16 protein-coding genes are annotated in these 18,473 nt (G+C 39.2%); 6 read left to right on the forward strand and 10 right to left on the reverse strand.

Features of this window, described 5'->3' with window-relative positions; translation table 11 throughout:
* Positions 1 to 156: 156 nt before the first annotated feature.
* The 4 genes from B0169_RS02225 to B0169_RS02240 form a co-directional block, all read right to left on the reverse strand.
* Positions 157 to 2,079: a methyl-accepting chemotaxis protein gene (locus tag B0169_RS02225; RefSeq protein WP_077284250.1), complete on the reverse strand. Its 1,923-nt coding sequence runs from the start codon at positions 2,077 to 2,079 to the stop codon at positions 157 to 159.
* A gap of 217 nt (positions 2,080 to 2,296) precedes the next feature.
* The gene (locus B0169_RS02230; RefSeq protein ID WP_077284534.1) at positions 2,297 to 2,737 is read right to left on the reverse strand and encodes a hypothetical protein; all 441 of its coding nucleotides are present in this window, start codon (positions 2,735 to 2,737) and stop codon (positions 2,297 to 2,299) included.
* 171 nt (positions 2,738 to 2,908) lie between these two features.
* Positions 2,909 to 4,648, reverse strand: a complete 1,740-nt coding sequence (locus B0169_RS02235) for a sodium:solute symporter family protein (RefSeq protein WP_077284252.1) — start codon at positions 4,646 to 4,648, stop codon at positions 2,909 to 2,911.
* Entirely contained in the window at positions 4,648 to 4,899 is a 252-nt protein-coding gene (locus tag B0169_RS02240; RefSeq protein WP_077284254.1) for a DUF4212 domain-containing protein, read from the reverse strand. Before B0169_RS02240 ends, B0169_RS02235 begins: the two co-directional genes overlap by 1 nt.
* A gap of 277 nt (positions 4,900 to 5,176) precedes the next feature.
* Here B0169_RS02240 and B0169_RS02245 point away from each other — a divergent pair, with 277 nt between their 5' ends.
* The 3 genes from B0169_RS02245 to B0169_RS02255 all read left to right on the forward strand — a co-directional run bounded on the left by B0169_RS02245 (position 5,177) and on the right by B0169_RS02255 (position 8,097).
* Positions 5,177 to 7,018, forward strand: a complete 1,842-nt coding sequence (locus B0169_RS02245; protein WP_077284256.1) for a putative nucleotidyltransferase substrate binding domain-containing protein — start codon at positions 5,177 to 5,179, stop codon at positions 7,016 to 7,018.
* A 15-nt stretch (positions 7,019 to 7,033) separates the two neighbouring features.
* Positions 7,034 to 7,732: an exonuclease domain-containing protein gene (locus B0169_RS02250; RefSeq protein WP_077284258.1), complete on the forward strand. Its 699-nt coding sequence runs from the start codon at positions 7,034 to 7,036 to the stop codon at positions 7,730 to 7,732.
* 128 nt (positions 7,733 to 7,860) lie between these two features.
* Positions 7,861 to 8,097: an RNA recognition motif domain-containing protein gene (locus B0169_RS02255; protein WP_077284535.1), complete on the forward strand. Its 237-nt coding sequence runs from the start codon at positions 7,861 to 7,863 to the stop codon at positions 8,095 to 8,097.
* Between the two features lie 108 nt (positions 8,098 to 8,205).
* On the opposite strand, the gene greB is transcribed toward B0169_RS02255, so the two are convergent.
* Positions 8,206 to 8,679 carry a transcription elongation factor GreB gene (greB, locus tag B0169_RS02260; RefSeq protein WP_077284260.1) on the reverse strand — a complete coding sequence of 158 codons (474 nt, stop codon included), beginning with the start codon at positions 8,677 to 8,679 and terminating at the stop codon, positions 8,206 to 8,208.
* Positions 8,680 to 8,953: 274 nt separating this feature from the next.
* Positions 8,954 to 11,842, reverse strand: coding sequence for a M16 family metallopeptidase (locus B0169_RS02265; RefSeq protein WP_077284262.1), 2,889 nt, complete (start codon positions 11,840 to 11,842; stop codon positions 8,954 to 8,956).
* Between the two features lie 142 nt (positions 11,843 to 11,984).
* Here B0169_RS02265 and B0169_RS02270 point away from each other — a divergent pair, with 142 nt between their 5' ends.
* Positions 11,985 to 12,809 carry an SDR family NAD(P)-dependent oxidoreductase gene (locus B0169_RS02270; protein ID WP_077284264.1) on the forward strand — a complete coding sequence of 275 codons (825 nt, stop codon included), beginning with the start codon at positions 11,985 to 11,987 and terminating at the stop codon, positions 12,807 to 12,809.
* A 39-nt stretch (positions 12,810 to 12,848) separates the two neighbouring features.
* Here B0169_RS02270 and B0169_RS02275 read toward each other — a convergent pair whose 3' ends face one another.
* A complete protein-coding gene (locus B0169_RS02275) occupies positions 12,849 to 13,775 on the reverse strand; it encodes a peptidylprolyl isomerase (protein WP_235838439.1) in 927 nt (308 codons plus the stop codon).
* 191 nt (positions 13,776 to 13,966) lie between these two features.
* Here B0169_RS02275 and B0169_RS02280 point away from each other — a divergent pair, with 191 nt between their 5' ends.
* Positions 13,967 to 14,677: a DUF445 domain-containing protein gene (locus B0169_RS02280; protein ID WP_077284266.1), complete on the forward strand. Its 711-nt coding sequence runs from the start codon at positions 13,967 to 13,969 to the stop codon at positions 14,675 to 14,677.
* Between the two features lie 43 nt (positions 14,678 to 14,720).
* Here B0169_RS02280 and B0169_RS19195 read toward each other — a convergent pair whose 3' ends face one another.
* On the reverse strand, positions 14,721 to 14,957 hold the full coding sequence (locus B0169_RS19195) for a hypothetical protein (protein WP_077284268.1): 237 nt from the start codon (positions 14,955 to 14,957) through the stop codon (positions 14,721 to 14,723).
* Positions 14,958 to 15,293: 336 nt separating this feature from the next.
* On the opposite strand from B0169_RS19195, the gene B0169_RS02290 reads away from it, so the two are divergent.
* Complete coding sequence (locus B0169_RS02290; RefSeq protein WP_077284270.1) at positions 15,294 to 16,481, forward strand: amino acid aminotransferase; 1,188 nt, start codon at positions 15,294 to 15,296, stop codon at positions 16,479 to 16,481.
* Positions 16,482 to 16,639: 158 nt separating this feature from the next.
* Here the strand turns inward: B0169_RS02290 and B0169_RS02295 are convergent, their stop codons facing one another.
* Entirely contained in the window at positions 16,640 to 17,260 is a 621-nt protein-coding gene (locus B0169_RS02295) for a DUF1361 domain-containing protein (RefSeq protein WP_077284272.1), read from the reverse strand.
* 52 nt (positions 17,261 to 17,312) lie between these two features.
* Positions 17,313 to 18,473: a mechanosensitive ion channel protein MscS gene (locus B0169_RS02300; protein ID WP_077284274.1), complete on the reverse strand. Its 1,161-nt coding sequence runs from the start codon at positions 18,471 to 18,473 to the stop codon at positions 17,313 to 17,315.

Genomic DNA, 18,473 nt, shown 5'->3' on the forward strand with positions numbered 1-18,473 from the left:
GCTAGCCAAACGAATGAAAATATCCAAGCCTATACTTTAGTCGCAAGACATCGAATATAGCTGAAGCGAGTACGTAACAATAACAGTAGCTCAACATGTTTTTTCTTATCGATATTGAGCTAACCATCATTATCACGGTTATTGGTGGCAAAAAATTTAGCTTTTACCACCTTTAAATTGCACAATTAAATTATCTAAGTTTTCCGCTAATTGATTCAAATTAGCAGCATTATCAACGATCTCTTGCACATTATTCATATTCGCTTTAGCCACATCAGTGATACTGCTCATATTATTATTAATATCATTAATGGTAAACGCTTGCTCCTCAGTAGCAGTTGCAACCAAATGATTTGAATCGAGTATTTGATCTGTCAGTGTCAAACTTACTTGCAGAATTTCTTCTGCTTTGGCAATTGACTGGCTCGTGCTCTCTGATTGCTCAATAATCTGGGTTATTTCTTTTGAGGCTGTTGCAGAAGTGTCTTTTAATATATTCATAATAGCCTGAATTTCAGCCGTTGATTCAACCGTTTTACTGGCAAGTGTTCTTACTTCATCCGCAACTACTGAGAATCCGCGGCCATGTTCACCAGCGCGTGCAGCCTCGATAGCAGCATTTAATGCTAACAAATTGGTTTGATCAGAAATAGTTTGAATAACACCTAACGCACCCGCAATTGTTTCACTATTCGTTGCCAAGGTATTAATTACATTAGATACGTCATGTATTTTATTACCTAGTTCTTCAACTTCTAACTTAGCGCTATGTATTACTTGACTGATTGAATCGCTATTATCTTTAATATTACCTGCAATATCAGAGGCTTGAATAGCATTCTGCGCTACGTCAGATACTGTTTCACTGATCTGGCTTAGGGCTGTCGAAATATGATGAGAGTTTTCATCATTACTTACTGAACTAGTAATAGTTTCGTTAGCTTTATATTGCAATGCTTCAGCCGTTTGTTTAAGCGTTAATGTTGCTTTTGACACTTGCAAAAACACATCTTCAAGCTTGGTAATAAACTGATTATAACCATGCGCGACATTGACTAATTCTTGTTGGCCACTTTCAGGTATACGATAAGCAATATCCGCTTTACCTTGGCCAAGTTGAAGAAATAATCGAGCCAATAAATCAATAGGACGAGTAATTGATTTAGCAATCAGAAGTGCCACAAAAATAGCGATAATTATCACGACCAAAGACCATGTGATCATGCGCACATTGGTCTCATTTAATGAGGCAAAAACCTCAGCTTTTGGCACTTGCACCACCACATACCAATCTGCGCTAGGAATAAAGCTTGCAGCAACAAAAACATCAACCTTATTATCTTGTGCTTCATCAAGACTAAATGCCGACTTATCAAGCATAGTATCGGTAATATTTTTCGAATAAATACTATTAATAGACGTACCGACCAACGACTTATCTTTATGTAATTGAATAATACCTTCTTGATTAACCAAATAAACAAAACCGGTTTCTTCAAGTGTAAAACGACTTAGCAAGTTCACGATATCTTCAAATGATTTCGCAATGCCTGCTAATCCTTTGCCGTTCACCTCTTGATAATTTACAAATAAATCAATTTGATCAGAATCTGGATAAGCATAAATACTGACAGAGCTTGCTTTACCACTTTCACGATAAGCAAAAAACCAACCATCTACATTATCGTTCTTTAACTGTCTAAGATACCCGTCTTGATTCCAGTAATGGCCTGACAGACGATCGGCAAAAGAAGTTTTACTTAAGTTATGACTAGTTGAAATAGCACTTAACTTGGCTAACAAATGCGCCTCGCCCTCTGCTGAACGTCCTTGCGCAAACCAATCTTTTATAAAAGGATCGGTAGCAATTTGCTGAGCAATAACGCGCATGGTGGAAATTTCTTTATCTATTTCACCATTAATTTGTTTAATGGTGTTGGGCAGTTCTTTATTGAGCATTCTGTCTTCAATAATACTGCGAGCACTCCACTGACTTAGCGCCCCCACTAAACTAGCAGTTAACAATACAAAGAGAATTAGAGCGAGTGTTACTTTTTGCTTAATAGAAATGTTGGTCATTAAAGTTGGTCACGTCAAAACGTTTGATATAGATATTGGTTATTCTAGATAAAATGTTCCGTGATAGGAAGAAAATGTGCATAACATGCTACGGGAAAGGTCTTGATATTGTATACGCCGCTTAAAAGTTTTCGCTGATAAGCGCACGTATACTGATGTAAAAAGTGCCTTTATAGGTGGCAGCCACCGCTAAAATTTGAACAATTAGCCTTTAAAGCTACTTAACGGTTTGAGTGTAAAACTCTGCAATATATTGCCCACCTTTAATATTGGCAATAACGCGTAATTTGTATTTTTCACCTTGAGCACTGATGCTCTCACGTAACGGTGTTGGACTTTGCCAATAATAAGGGTTATCAATCATCCCCAATGGATACGCACTGGCTTGATTGCTGTTATCAACTAAAAATAAAGTCGCGCTATCAAGCGGAAAAGTTGAGTTGACTGTAGTTGTTCCAGCTTTATCGTAAATATTAACCTCAAACTCACCTGATTTAAGAATACATTTTTGATTGATAACATCACAATGACCAAAAGGCACAAGCTTAAATATTCTTGTTTCTTCGGCTTGTTTTTCAAGGTAAAAATCTGACGCTATGTAGCCACCTAAGATAAGAAACGGTGCCACCATTAAAGCGACTTTTGTATGACGGTTCATAATCATCCTTATTTTCTTTAGTATCCAAATGTAAAAATTATTCTTCAATACTGCATATTACCGTGGTTATCACGACAACACTTACTGGTTTTTCAAATCGAGTTAATAAAAAATTAAAGGCTCCACAAGGGGAGCCTTTATTCCTGTGGTATTCAATACCGTTACAACACTCTAGTGATCATGTGCTGCCGACACACCACCATGTGGCGTACGGAAGTTATCCACCATTTCTTGAATATGTGCTGGTGCTGGACCCGTAACTTTTAATACTGCAAATGCTACAGCAAAGTTAACCAATGCGCCTACTGAACCAAAAGCATTCGGTGAGATACCAAAGAACCAGTTTGGTCCCATATCACCCAAGAATGATGTACCTGGAATAAACATAATACCTTTGTGTTGGAACACATATAGCATAGTCACACCGATACCCGATACCATACCTGCTACAGCTGCTTTACCGCTCATTTTCTTAGCAAAGATACCCATCATCAAGGCTGGGAATATTGACGATGCAGCTAAACCAAAGGCTAATGCTACCGTACCTGCGGCAAATCCAGGCGGATTTAAACCAAGATAACCTGCAACAATAATAGATAAGGTCATCACCACACGTCCGGCAAGTAATTCATTTTTCTCTGACATATCTGGCGTTAAGATACCTTTCATTAAATCATGAGAAATTGAGGACGATATTGCTAACAATAAACCAGCAGCGGTAGACAATGCGGCAGCTAAACCACCAGCAGCAACTAACGCGATTACCCAGTTTGGTAAGTTAGCAATTGCAGGGTTCGCCAATACCATAATGTCACGGTCAACTTTCACCATTTCATTGGTTGCTTTGTCAGCATTGTATTGAATTTTTCCGTCACCGTTTTTATCTTCAAACTGTAATAGACCAGTTTTTTCCCAATCTTTAAACCATTGTGGACGTTCAGCATAATCCATGTTTTGACCAGCGGCTGGCTCAATAGTGTTCATTAAGTTCAAACGAGCCATAGCACCAACTGCAGGAGCAACGGTATATAACAATGCGATGAAAACTAATGCATAACCTGCTGATTGACGAGCAGCTTTCACAGAAGGAACGGTAAAGAAGCGCATAATAACGTGAGGTAAACCGGCCGTACCGATCATTAATGACATGGTATAAGCGAACATATTCACTGTACCGCCCATGTTATCTGTAGTGTATTCCTTAAAACCAAGATCCGTTACTACCATGTCTAACTTATCAAGTAAGTAAACACCGCTACCGTCAGCTAAAGTAGAACCTAAACCAAGTTGTGGAATTGGATTACCCGTCAATTGCAGTGAAATAAATACTGCCGGGATAGTGTAAGCAAAAATTAAGACACAATACTGAGCGATTTGCGTGTACGTAATACCTTTCATACCACCAAGTACAGCATAAACCCATACCACAAACATACCTATGTATAAGCCTAAGTCATAATCAACTTCTAAAAAGCGAGAGAAAGCAACACCCACACCTTTCATTTGACCAATGATATAGGTTAAAGAAGCGATAATTAAACACACAACGGCAACGACACGCGCTGTTTTAGAATAATAACGATCATAAATAAACTCTGGTACGGTAAACTTACCATGTTTACGCATGTAAGGAGCCAATAGCATAGCTAATAGTACGTAGCCACCGGTCCAACCCATTAGGAATACAGAGCCCCCGTATCCTAAAAATGAAATCATACCTGCCATTGAAATAAATGACGCGGCACTCATCCAGTCAGCCCCAATAGCCATACCATTTTGCATTGGCGTTACACCACCACCAGCAACATAAAAGTCACTGGTTGAGCCCGCACGAGCCCACCAAGCAATACCAAAGTAAATAGCAAAAGAACCAAATACGGCTATGTATGTATAGATTTTTAACTCATCCATTATGATTCCTCCACGTTATATTTTTTATCAAGGTCGTTCATTTTTTTGGTATACCAAAAAATCAAACCGACAAATGTGTAAATTGAACCTTGTTGTGCAAACCAGAAACCTAGTTTATACCCACCTAGACGTATCGCATTTAGTGGCTCGACCAAAATCAGACCAAAACCAAATGAAACTACGAACCAGATAGCAAGACATATAAATATTAAGCGCAGATTCTCTGACCAATATGTTGCATTACCTTCCATCATTCTCTCCTAGCAATTATTCCTATTAAGTCTATTTAGCTTAATAGGCACAGCGTTTTATGATTTTTATACGCTTTCACCTGTTGTTTAAAGAGAGGTTAAGTATTCATTCAATCCAACCGGTGGATAAATTAATACTTAACCTACTCTAAGGTACACACTAGCAACCTTTTTTCAGCGCTCCTATTAAACTTTAGTCTAGGACACCACTGAAACAGTTGACTTAAGCATCGTAATTCCCCTAAATACAAGAACACTATTTACTCGAGATATCGCCATGGACTCAGCATTAACCGAAATCAGTGAATTTATTCAAGCGATTCCTCCCATGGATTTATTACCGAGTCATATTCTTGAGCAGGTCGTTAAAGAAATCAGTATTTGCTATGTGCGGCGAGGAGAATCTCTTCCCCCGAAGGGTGTTATTGATGAAAATCTCTACATACTTCGCAAAGGTGCGTTAAGTTATGTTAGTGCTGATGATGAGCTATTAGGCCGCTATGGTGAGGGTGAAATATGTACCGTTTTTTGCTTTAACAATGATGACAATATCAAAGTAACCACTGACGAAGATACCTTACTTTATAGTATTAACTACCATAATTTCCATCAGCTCGTCGGTGAATTTTCTGATGTAATGGCATTTTTTCAGCACACTTCGGAGCAAAGACTTAATAAAAAAATGCTACAGGTCAATGAAGATGCAATATTAAATGCCTCATTACTAAATAGTTCAATTGCAAACTTCTATCACAGCCCTGTCGTGACCATCGCGCCAGATGCTAGTATTCAGCAAGCGGCAATTTTGATGACCGAAAAAGGCTTTTCATGCTTAGTCATCGCAAACCATAAACAACCTTTAGGTATAGTTACCGATAAAGATATTCGTCGACGTTGCGTCGCACAAGGCCTAGCTATTGATCAGCCCGTCAGTACCATTATGACTGACAATATGGCCACCATCGACCTTAAAAGTACCGCTTATGATGCTTTGATGATGATGACGCAAAAGCATATTCATCATTTACCTGTTACATCAAACCGCCAGCTTAAAGGCATGGTAACGGTCACTGACTTAATGAATAACGAAGGACAAAATGCCGTCAATATCACTAGCGTGATCCATAAAGCAAAATCAGTCAGTGAATTAACTGATATCAGTCAAATGATACCTAAGTTACAAATTCGCATGGCAAAATTGGGCACAACGGCTGATCATGTCGGCAAAAGCATCAGCGCAATCACTATGGCCTTCACCATTAGATTAATTGAAATGGCAGAAAAGTTATTAGGTCCTCCACCCGTACCCTACGCTTGGTTAGCAGCAGGATCGCAAGCAAGGCAAGAGCAATTTGCGCATTCAGACCAAGATAATGCCCTGATTATCTCAAACGACATGCAGCCACAACATAGCTATTGGTTTAAAGATCTTGCGACCTTTGTCTCTGATGGTCTCGCGGCTTGTGGTTTTATCTATTGTCCTGGCGATGTTATGGCCACCAACCCCAAGTGGTGTCAAACACAAGATGTTTGGGCACAGTATTTTGCCAAGTGGATAAATACTCCTGAACCGAAAGCATTAATGCATTGCAGTATATTTTTTGATTTAACCACTGTTTATGGCGAAAGTAGCTTACTCGAGCAAGTACAAACAAACATGTTAAAAACCACGCAACGTAGCACACTGTTTATCGCACACTTATCACGAAACGCCTTAAACTTAAGGCCACCACTCGGCTTTTTCCGTGACTTTGTTTTAATTCAAGATGGCGAAAATAAAGCAACTCTCGATTTAAAACATAACGGTATTGCGCCAATTGTCGATCTTGCTCGTATTTATGCGCTATCTGAGGGCATCGCTTCAGTAAATACCATAGAGCGCCTACAGCAAGCAGCTGGCACACCTTCATTAACAAAAGCCTCTGCAGCGAATTTAATCGACGCTTATGAGTTTTTAAGCATGCTACGCATGATGCATCAAGCCAATAAATTACAACAGGGCAAGCAGCCAAATAACTACTTATCTCCAAAAGAAATTTCTAAACTCGAGCGCGAACACTTAAAAGATGCCTTTAAAGTGATCAAAACTATGCAAGACAGCCGTCAATCCACCTACTAGCGATAAGCCACTATTATGTTTAATCATCACCCTCTAACTCGCTGGTTACTCGGCTATGAGGCGCAAAGAAAACGTATGCTAAAAAAAGCCCCAGAAGGCCCCTTACGCGATTTTCTTCGTGTGCCATTTCCTGCGCTATATACGCCCTTTGATCAAATTCCTATTTTGGCGGTAGACTTTGAAACCACAGGCTTAGACGCCGTGCAAGATAAACTACTCAGTGTTGGTTGCGTTGACTTGTGCCACAATCAAATCAAGCTGGGCAGCAGTTACCATCAAATCATTAACACCAAAGGCCGATTAAAAGCCGATAATGTTACGATCCACCAAATTACCGACGATCAAAAAGACCAAGGACAGCCTCTAGCCGAAGTCATAGAACAATTGCTTAAACGCCTTGCCGGTAAAGTCATGCTGGTGCACTTTGCGCGTATTGAGCGCCAGTTTTTACGTCAAGCTTGTTTAGAGCTTTATGGTATGGCCCCACCGCTACCCATAATTGATACCTTAGTGGTCGCTAAAAAAAGATTAGATAAAAGGGATGTAGCTTACGACCCTTCACAGTTAAGGCTCTCTGCTTTGCGAGCAACTTACCAATTGCCCGATCACTATGCCCATAACGCGCTTAATGATGCAATTGCAACAGCAGAATTACTGTTAGCACAAGTCAACGATCGAGCTGATAACGTCGCCTTGCAGCAGCTAATTTTATAAGGTATTAGGTTCATTAACTGACAGTAAACTAAATTAACCAAGTTATTTTTGCTAAATAAAAAAATAGCTTGGTCTAAAGCAAAACTGTGAGACAATTCACTTAAGCAATCACCTACCTAAGGTTCATGATGAAACTTTTAGCCCGCAATCTTTCTCGCTCAACTACAGAACAAGACCTTCGTGTTTTATTTTCTGCTCACGGTACCGTTACTGAATGTAACTTAGTGCTAGACCAAGAAACTGGTAAATCAAAAGGCTTCGCCTTTATAGAAATGCCAAATGAAAAAGAAGCGAAATTAGCTCTAGCTAACTTGCATGAAACAAAAGTAGCTAACAATAAAATTCGTGTAAAAATCGCACAATAAATTAAACGCGATGTCACGTCCTATATGTGTATATACATTTCAGGACGGGAGACGATAAACATAAAAAGCCAGCGCAAAAAAACGCTGGTTTTTTTTATAGCTAGATATTTATTTTTCATAATTAATTTCAGTAACATACCAAAGCTTTTCTCCGGCCGGTGTTTTCACCACTACTTCATCATCAATTTCTTTTTTCAAACACGCACGCGAAATTGGTGAATCAATTGAGGAATAGTCATTACGGCCGTAGATTTCTTCAGGGCCAACAATGCGAAACTTTAGTGTTTCATTGTCATCATTCTCTAAACTCACCCAAGCACCAAAAAATACTTTACCTTCTTGCTGTGGGCCATAATCAACAATTTTCAGCTCTTCAAGAATTTTACGCAGATAACGCACTCGGCGGTCAATTTCGCGTAAACGTTTTTTATTATATTGGTAATCTGCATTTTCACTGCGATCGCCCAGGCTTGCTGCCCATGAAACCTTACGTGTGGTTTCTGGACGCTCTTCACGCCAAAGTTTATTGAGTTCATTTTGCAGTAAAACGTAACCTGCTCGGGTAATTAATTTTGTTTTCATAATTTGAACTGTAATCGACCTTAAAGATAAAGTAATGCGAGTATCAGCAATACTATCGTTAATCTAGCTTTAGACCAATAATAGCGGCTAAATGTTATATTTTATATCTACTGAGACCGAAAAATAACAGCATTGTGTTGTCATAGTTGAGATAAAAAAACACCACGACTAGCGTGGTGTTTTATCCTGTTGATACCTATCAATCTCATTCAAATTCACATTCACATTGAAATGAAAAATGATGAGGTAAATAATTAACCAATAATGACGTTAATTATTTAAAGACTTCGTCAACCGCAATTACTTCAACGTTTTTAGCTGGTAATGTTAGTTTATAGCTTTCAATAATTTTATCGGTAGCTAATAGCTCGGCTGGTTTTTCTGAGTTGTATTTAAGTGGCGATACTTGCTCAGACAACAAACGTTTTTTCATGTCTTCACCATCACCAGAAATAAATACGTATTGAATATCATCAGTTTGTAAGTTTTCTTTAATGACACGATTAACATCTGCTAACGATAACTTGGCAAATTGTTCACGTACATATTTCACAAACTCTTCTGTTTGATAAAATTCACTATCAAGTGCATAGCCTAGTTGTTGATCTTGGCTAGCAACGAGTTGTGGTGCATAGTTTGTTAAGTAATTACGTGTGGCTTGAAAGTCTTTCTCGCTCATACCATTTTTAATTAGCTTGTCGAGTTCATATAACGCAGCACGTGTTGCAAAGTGGGCATCATTATTTGAACGTAATGGGCGTAACCATACTTGGAATATTTGGCTAGAGCGACCTAAGTTGGCGTCAGGCTTAGTTTGAAACATACCGCGCGGGAAGTATTCAATATATGAATAATCACCGTAGTTCATACCACGTGCTTGACGTATTTGTTGATATAAATAGCTGTTTGAACTTCTGTGCTCACCGAAATATGAGCGAACCAACCAAAGTGCAGCCCAGTCTTTGTCATTACGGATAGTATCGATTGGAAAACCAAAAGAAACCGCTGTTGATTGGGCATTTTTTTCTACAATAGTGGCATGATGACCTTTTAATACCGGTGCTTTAGCAATGTTTAAACGTTTTTCATCACCTACTGGTAAAGCCGTTAAGTCAGTCATTAATTGTGCTTTTAAATCACTTGGCATAGCACCTGTCATGCCCAGATGTAGTTTTGCTTGCGTTAATTGTGCAGCATAAAAAGCTTTAACATCTTCGATGGTGATCGCTGCTAAGTCAGATAAATCGCCACTGTTGAAGTTTTCATAGGCATGACCTTGATACAGCTCACTGTACAATACTTCTTTACCTAGCTCTTCGTCATTTGATGATTTTAAGCCTGACTGTATACCGTCAATAAGTTCTTTTTTCAGACGTTTAAAGTCATCTTCACGCCAGCCTGGATTCAGTAATTGATCACTGATCAGCTGATACCACTGCGTTGCATTATCTTTATGAACACGACCGGTAAACGATATCATCTCTTTATCAAGTTGAGATGAAAACTGGCCTGCTAAAGGATACAAGCCTTTTTGTATGTCTTTGTAACTACGCGTTTGTGAACCACCTTGAGTCAACATACGTGCCATTAATGCTGCCGTACCTTTTTTGCCTTCAGGATCTGCTGCTGCGCCAGTATAGAATAAAAAGTTAACATCAATTAAAGGTGAATCATTGGTTTTATCTAATACCGTAAACTGGGCTTTGCGTGGTTGCACTGACTTAGTGTTTAATTGAGTTACCGCTGCATTTAGGCTAACTTCTTGTTCAAAATCAGCTATTTTATCAAGTGCTGACAAAGTTACCGTAGTGCGGTTTTCATCAATAAAATATTTGTTAGCAATACGCTGAATATCTTCGGCTGAAATATTATCAAAACTATTATATAAATAGTTGATGGTTTCTGGATCGCGATCAAAATGCATATAGCTGGCAAGTGTTGCCGCAATTGACTCAGAAGAGTCTAAACTATTAACAAAACTATACTTTAAGTTAGATTTTAAATTGTCTAATTTCTCTGTTGAAACTAATTCTGTGCGCGCTTGCGCATACGTACGATTAATCGCATCACGAACCGTTGCTAAATCTTTTTCTTCATTAACTTTAACAAAAACATGGCGTAAACCAGCGTCTTTAGTTTCAGGGTTATAGTTAAACATTTGACTAGCCAATTGCTTATCAACCACTAATTCTTGGTACAACGCCGAGTTATTAGAGAAGTAAAGTTCAGAAATCAAGTCTAACGCGGCACGGTCTTTCTTTTTTGGTTGCCAATCAGCGCCTTTATAAGACACTAATAACCAGTGACCTGGCAAACCATCAAACTTTTCATGCACATAGCGCGGTGCAGTTTGTGCTGGCTCTTGTGCAATATTGTTGACAAAGTTGCCTTTTTGCCAATTGCCCCAGTGTTTCTCAACCATAGCCATGGTCGCATCGGGCTCAACATCACCCACTATCACTAAAGAAACATATTCTGGCTTATAAAACTGTTTGAAGAATTTCTCACCGTAAGCAATTTGCTCTGGCATCGCTTCTACATCTTCAAAAAAGCCCATAGTGGTATGCTTATAGGTATGAGTATCAAAGGCTTCTTTGCGCACCGCTGCTAACAACTTACGAATTGGGCTAGCATTATTTTTTAAATATTCACCTTTTACTGTTAATGCCTCTGTTTTAAATTGTGCATCAGTGTAAGTTAAGTTTTTGAAATGGTCAGCCTGAATTTCAAGTACTTTATCTAGATGGTCTTTAGAAAAGTCTAAGTGATAATTAGTGTAGTCATTAGTGGTATACGCGCCGTTATCAACACCAGCATTTTTAAATAAATCAGCGTAAACATCTTGTGGAAACTTTTCAGAGCCTTTAAACATCATATGTTCAAAAAAGTGCGCAAAACCAGTTCGACCCGCTTCATCTTCGTCACGCGAGCCCACTGAAACAGGAATTTGTACAGACACTAAATCAGGGTAATCAGTTTTTACAATCAATACACGTAAACCATTATCTAATTCTTTAAAGACATAGTTTTGGCTGAATACCTTGTTAGTATTGGTTTCTACCGCAGCACTTTCAGCGGTTGAATGTTGATTGGTTTGGGTGGCAACACAAGCCGAAAGAGTCAAACTCGCTACAATGGCCGCTGCTAAATATTTTATTTTCATTATCGTTCCCTTTATTGATATGCTGCTATCTTATGAAATTGGTTGTAATTTTTCACCACTTTCAGCATTAATTTACATAATATTCTGTAACAAATTACATACAACAAATGCTTGAACACTGGCAATGAAGAGAAATTATCGTATGAAGCATGATTTTAAAAATAAAACGGTCATCATTACGGGCGCATCAGCTGGTGTTGGCGCAGCTACCGCCAGAACCTTTGCTAACTTAGGAGCAAATTTAGTGCTGGTTGCTCGCGGTCAGGCAGCATTAGACAAGATAACTGAGGAACTACAAGCAATAACATCGGTCATCAATATTGCCATGGATATTAATGACCCTATAGCGAATGAGGCCATGCTAGTAAAAGCCGCAGATGCATTTACCTCTATAGATGTGCTGGTCAACAATGCTGGCTTTCATCAACGCGGCGATGTAGAAAAAAACCAAGCGATAGACCTTGCAAGAATGGTTGATGTCAATTTACGAGCCCCTATCCAGCTATCAACATTAATATTGCCATATTTACGTCAAGCCGGTGGTGGTGCCATTGTGAATGTAGGCTCACTAGCTGGCCGAACACCTTTACAGGGCGCAGCAACTTACGCGGCAACAAAAGCAGGACTTCGAGCCTTTACTTATTCACTAGCTGATGAGCTAAAAAATACCGGTATATATGTCGGGTTAGTGTCACCGGGGCCTATTGATACTGGTTTTATTATGTCAGAAATAGATCAGGTAGAAGACATAGTATTCTCACAACCAATGAGCAGTGCCCAGCAAGTTGCTGACGCTATTGTCAGCTGCGCACGTGGTGAGGCTGTTGAAATATCATTACCTAAAGTCAGTGGTTGGCTAACGACTATATCGTACCTTTTCCCAGCACTGCGAAGCGCATTACGTCCAGCACTCTATCGCAAAGGGCGTAAAGCCAAAGAGCAATACAAGCAAGGTAATACGAAGTAGCATACTCGTACACCTTACTTAGCTTAATTCATATCTTACTTAGCTCGCTTTTATGCGCGTTAAAACCGGTGTTTGACACACGTCTAGCACCGGTGGTGGCTTCTTAAAAAAGAACGCATGATCACGCTTAATTCGCTCTTGCAATTTACGAGTAAATAATTCACTTTCGGTATTTTTTACTTCTAAGTGTATTTGCTCTGCTGCGGGTACATCTGACATCATTCTCATTGATACTATCGGTGTATGAGCTGAACTTGCAACAGCATCATCACCTTCTATGGTTACTGTTCTCGTGATAGCTTGCACTTGATTCATTCCGTAGAGTACTCGACCAAATATCGTCATAATACGATCAAGATAGCGCGGTGCCTGGCCATTGGTGATATAAAAGTGACTAGAAGCTGAATCAGCCTCATTGCCCCGCGCCATCGCAACAATACCTGGGCAGTGTGTTAGCCAAGCACGGTTTTCGCTTGGATTATAACCTAAAGCAAAACCATCTTTAAAACCTGTCTGCTCGGCAAATAAATCATTTTTTTGTACTAAGGTAAATGACCAGTTTTTATCTGTTGGCCACTCACCTTCAAGTGCCAATTCGGTAACAGAGCGATCAGCAAGGCTGCCATCTTCAGGGCCAGCTTGAGCAACAAAGCCATCAATAACACGATAGAATTTATTGCCATTATAATGCGCTGACTTGGTTAAGCGGATAAACTGCTCAACATGATTGGGGGCAAATTGTGGCGCTAATTCAATCACCACGTTGCCGTGAGGTAACGTGAGCAAAACCATGTTGTTAATATCAACCGTGCGCCACTCATCTGGATTTTTAAGCGCATTTTCTGCGGCAACCTTCGCCATTATTTGCGCCTGAACACTTTGCTCTGCACTGAATGCTGAGCTAAACGCCAAGCTTAAGCTGCCAAAAACAGCTAATGAAGTTACTAGTAGTTTCCGAACTTGCATAACATTCCTTTTCATTTTTGTTGTTATTATAATCAAAGATATTAGCTATTATTTTCTGCCTGTTAGTAAAGCAGAACTTAGATTCCTCTGCTAGCATTTTTAATGCCCCTCTAAATAAATGAATGATTGGCGACAACACAAGCAATTGATACCATAACTAAATTAATTACTAATCTCAGCGCGGAGTTTTTGTGAATAAGAGCTTTATCACTAATTTTTTAGCCTTAATTGCTATTGTTTTTGGGTACATTTTTGCAAACAACATTATTTTCACTATAGGTTTATTTGCCTTATCAGGCGCCATTACAAATTGGCTTGCTATTCACATGTTATTCGAACGTGTGCCGTTTTTGTATGGTTCTGGCGTTATTCCAGCACGCTTTGAAGACTTTAAAATCGCAATTCGTAGCTTGATGATGGAGCAGTTTTTTACTGAAGAAAATATAGACCGATTTTTAGCTGGAAGTGATAATCCTGCTTCTAGCATCGATCTAGCACCGGTGATTAATAAAGTGGATCTATCGCCAGCTTTTGACAACTTAGTCAGTGTGGTTGAGCAATCTTCTTTTGGCGGTATGTTAGCTATGGTTGGAGGTACTGAAGCACTACAACCTATGCGCGAACCTTTTATTGAAAAAATGCGCGCTTCGGTGATTGAAATTAGTCAAAGTGAAGAGTTTAATAACATTCTGCGAACTGAACTAGAGCAACCGAATATCATGGCGGGAATGCGTGAAAAGGTCAGTGATATCATTGAAAAACGCCTAAATGAATTAACGCCACAGTTAGTTAAAGAAATCGTGCAAAAAATGATTCACGAACACTTAGGTTGGTTAGTGGTTTGGGGCGGTGTTTTTGGCGGTATTATTGGTTTTATTGCTGCAATTTCAAAAACTTTTTAGCATTTTTAAAATCAAGCCTAAAAATGGCGCCACTATTACTCTCTTAATAGCGGCGCTTATTATCCATCGCTACAACAGTATACTGTTTACACCCAAACCACTTGAAAACGCAGGATTCAGCAAGTCGAAAAAGGGTTAGCACCAAGGCATTGATTGAAAGGAATGGTTGTTCCATTGTCGAAATCAATAACGCCGGAGATGACCCTTTATCGCCTTGCCCTGCGGGAGCTAAGCTAGAAAACCAGTGCAGCGTTGCAGCACTTGATAAGGGAATAACCATTATCTGCGTGCTGTGCCTTGCGCTGATTTCCTAGCTTAACTCTGAAACTGCATTTTCAAGTGGCTTGGGTATAATAAAGATAGCTCGACTGACTATTTCCAGCACAAGTATGTGCTCCTGTTGATTAAATGATAGCAATAAGTTTTCACCTCTATTGTACTGAGTTATTCAGCTTTTTTTTGCCGGTAAAATTCTCTCGATTTATTTAACGTTTATGCTTTAATTTTAGCCTTATTGCCGTTATGCTTGCCCTTTAATCACAGGGACTAATACCGCGAGGTCAACACAAATGTTAAATCGCTTAACTCCCTCTCTTCGTAAAAGGTAAACCCAGAAATGTTTGGTAGCTTAACGGCGTTGCCTGCCGATCCTATTTTAGGCTTGTTGGCTAAATATCGTGAAGATTCAAATCCTCAAAAAATCGACTTAGGTGTTGGTGTATACAAAAATGAAGCAGGCCACACCGCTGTTTTAGATTGTGTAAAAGCCGCAGAAAAATATCGACTCGATACCGAAGATACCAAAGTTTATATTGGCCCTACGGGTTCACCACTGTTTAACGAAGAAATGAGTAAACTAGTTTTCGGTCACCACAAAGTGTTGCTTGAAAATCGCGCACGCACTGTTTCTACACCAGGGGGAACGGGGGCATTGCGTGTTGCTGCTGAATTCATTAATTCATGCAAAGCTGGCGCAACTATTTGGGTAAGCAACCCCACATGGGCAAACCATACCGGCCTATTTCAAGCCGCAGGCTTAACCGTTAAAACTTACCCTTATTACGATTACGAAAACAAGAACCTCGATTTTGATGGCATGCTTGCCGCTTTAAAAGAAGTGAAAGCTGACGATGCCGTATTACTACACGCGTGTTGCCATAACCCAAGTGGTATGGATTTAAATAAAGAGCAATGGCAACAAGTTGCTGAAGTTGCTAAAGACATTGGCTTTTTACCGCTTGTTGATATGGCTTACCAAGGTTTTGGTGAAAGCTTAGATGACGATGCTTATGGTCTTCGACTAATGGCCGATAGCGTTAAAGAGATGATCGTCTGTAGCTCTTGTTCAAAAAACTTTGGTTTATACCGTGAACGTATTGGTGCTTGTACTATCATCGGTGAAAGCTCACACAGCGTTGATATTGCAAACTCTGTACTACTCACTGTGATTCGTTGTATTTATTCAATGCCGCCGGCACACGGTGCAGCAATTGTTGAAACTATTTTACATTCTGATGAGTTACGTACTCAATGGCATGCCGAACTAAAAGAAATGCGAGATCGCATTAATGGTAATCGTCAACTATTAGTTGATAAGCTTATCGAAAATGGTGTTACACGCGACTTTAGCTTTATACCTCGTCAAAAAGGTATGTTCTCATTTTTAGGTATAACACCTGAACAAGTACAGCAGTTACAAGACGAATACAGTATTTACATGGTAGGTTCAAGTCGAATGAGTATTGCGGGTATTGCAAACCGCAACGTTGATTACTTAGCACAGTCAATCGCAAAAGTTTTATAGGTCAGAGTATTGAGCGATACTCGTTAATTGTTGTACCTAGCTCAGCGTAACATTGCCTAGATGGATGTGCTAAAGCCTTAAAAAATAATATGTCGAAGAAAAACTTAAACAAAAAAACCGCTATTAATAGCGGTTTTTTTATATCTAACTTACACGCTTTACAAAGTCGATACATTCATTGGTTGTGATGCCATATGTACTTTTAATTTAGCCGTTATAACATTATTTACTCGACTAACCAGCTGATAAAGAACATAAAACAATACAAACAAAGCAATAATCACTAGCACGCTTTTACCGCCACTGATATCAAACAAAACATCACGAAAAACCATAATGGGCTGATGGATAATATCACTACTTTCTAAACGTTGAAAACGCCCCAGATACACGCCAATAGCTGCCAATAAATGTATTACCGGTACAAATGCTTTCCTTAAAGAACCGAGTTTACTTTGTGCTAAATATTGATCAGCCCATTGAATTGAAATGACATAAAATTCAAAGTTAATCAGCAAAAATACTACATAAAACGGTACCAAGACAAACAATAAATAGCGACTTGATATCTCAGGTGATTTAATCGCAGCAATCAAATGAATTATATCAGTCAAGACATAGGCACTATTTGGCAAAAACACAATAAACACACCTAAAAGTAACCACCAAAAAACGCTGCGATGATGGCTAACTTTAAATAAGTAGAATGCCAAAACAAAAGGAATAAAGGCCAAAATAAAGTTGATAACGACAGTAAAGTGTACCGGCACTGATTGCATTCTTTATCCTTATAATCGTATTTATGTATTGGAGTGTTTTGACGCAATATCGCTAATTAATATGATTAGACGGCACTGGCTTAATTAAGATATTTGTATCAAAACCAGCAAATTTTCCACTCCAAATAAACACTTGCCATACCAAGACCCCAAAAGGAATATAACCAAAATAACCTAATAGCGGCATTTCAGAAAAAATATGAATAACATTGACATACGGAATATCATAAATCCAATAGTTTGGATTGGTGATAGGTAACGACTGGTTGACATTACTGCCGTAATTCCACATTTCCCAAAACAAACCATTTAACAAAGATGACACACCTATAAGCACTCCGGCCGTCCAATTACCTTGCGCAATATCGGTAAACGGATTCCAAATATTTAAACGCATTAAGATCCCGGTCATCACAGCAAATGGTCCGATCCATACCGCCCAAAATAACGCATAGGGCCAATAAACCATCGCTGCTATCAATACTGAACCGATAAAAATCATCTGATTACCATTGAGCACCATTTTGGGGCCGTTCTGATATCTAACCTTCATTTTTGGGAAGGTATGCAAGAGATTAAACCACTGAAATAATACCGGTGTAACAGTTGAATAGGTAACGAGGAACTCTAGGGTTAATACGGTTTTTGACCAGGGCATCTGCTCAGCATTGGGGTAGTACCAATTACCTAAAACAAAGTAGTCGTAATACTCAAAATAGACCCAACCTAATATCGAAATACCTGCACTGATCAATAAGGTGACCGGCTTTTTGGAGAATAATGAATCGCCATTATTTCGTTGATAAACAATGCCATCTAACAAAAAAATAAAGCCCCACCATAGCGGTGTAAAAGCCCAATGCACTAAGTCGCCAAAGACCGTGATACGTGTCCACATTAGCCACCAAAAAAAGCCCATAACAATACCACCAGCCCAAAACCACCACGGCAGTGATTTAGTTGACTTTGCTCTTGGTTCAACAGGAGCTCCTTTAAAGCCAAAGTATTGTGGCATTAAAATCAAGCCACCAATATAGATAACGCCGGCAAGCATAGCTAGAAAATAAGGCAGACTAAAGCCTGGTGCATTAGCAACAAACTGTGGTGGAAATTCACCAAATTTGGGGGGTAAATGGCTTGGATAAACAAGCCAAGCAACCATTAACGGGATAAGTAAGGTCAGTAAAACTGGCCAAAGTAGTTTCCATTTCAT

Source organism: Cognaticolwellia aestuarii (genome assembly GCF_002000025.1).
Classification (GTDB): Bacteria; Pseudomonadota; Gammaproteobacteria; order Enterobacterales; family Alteromonadaceae; genus Cognaticolwellia; species Cognaticolwellia aestuarii.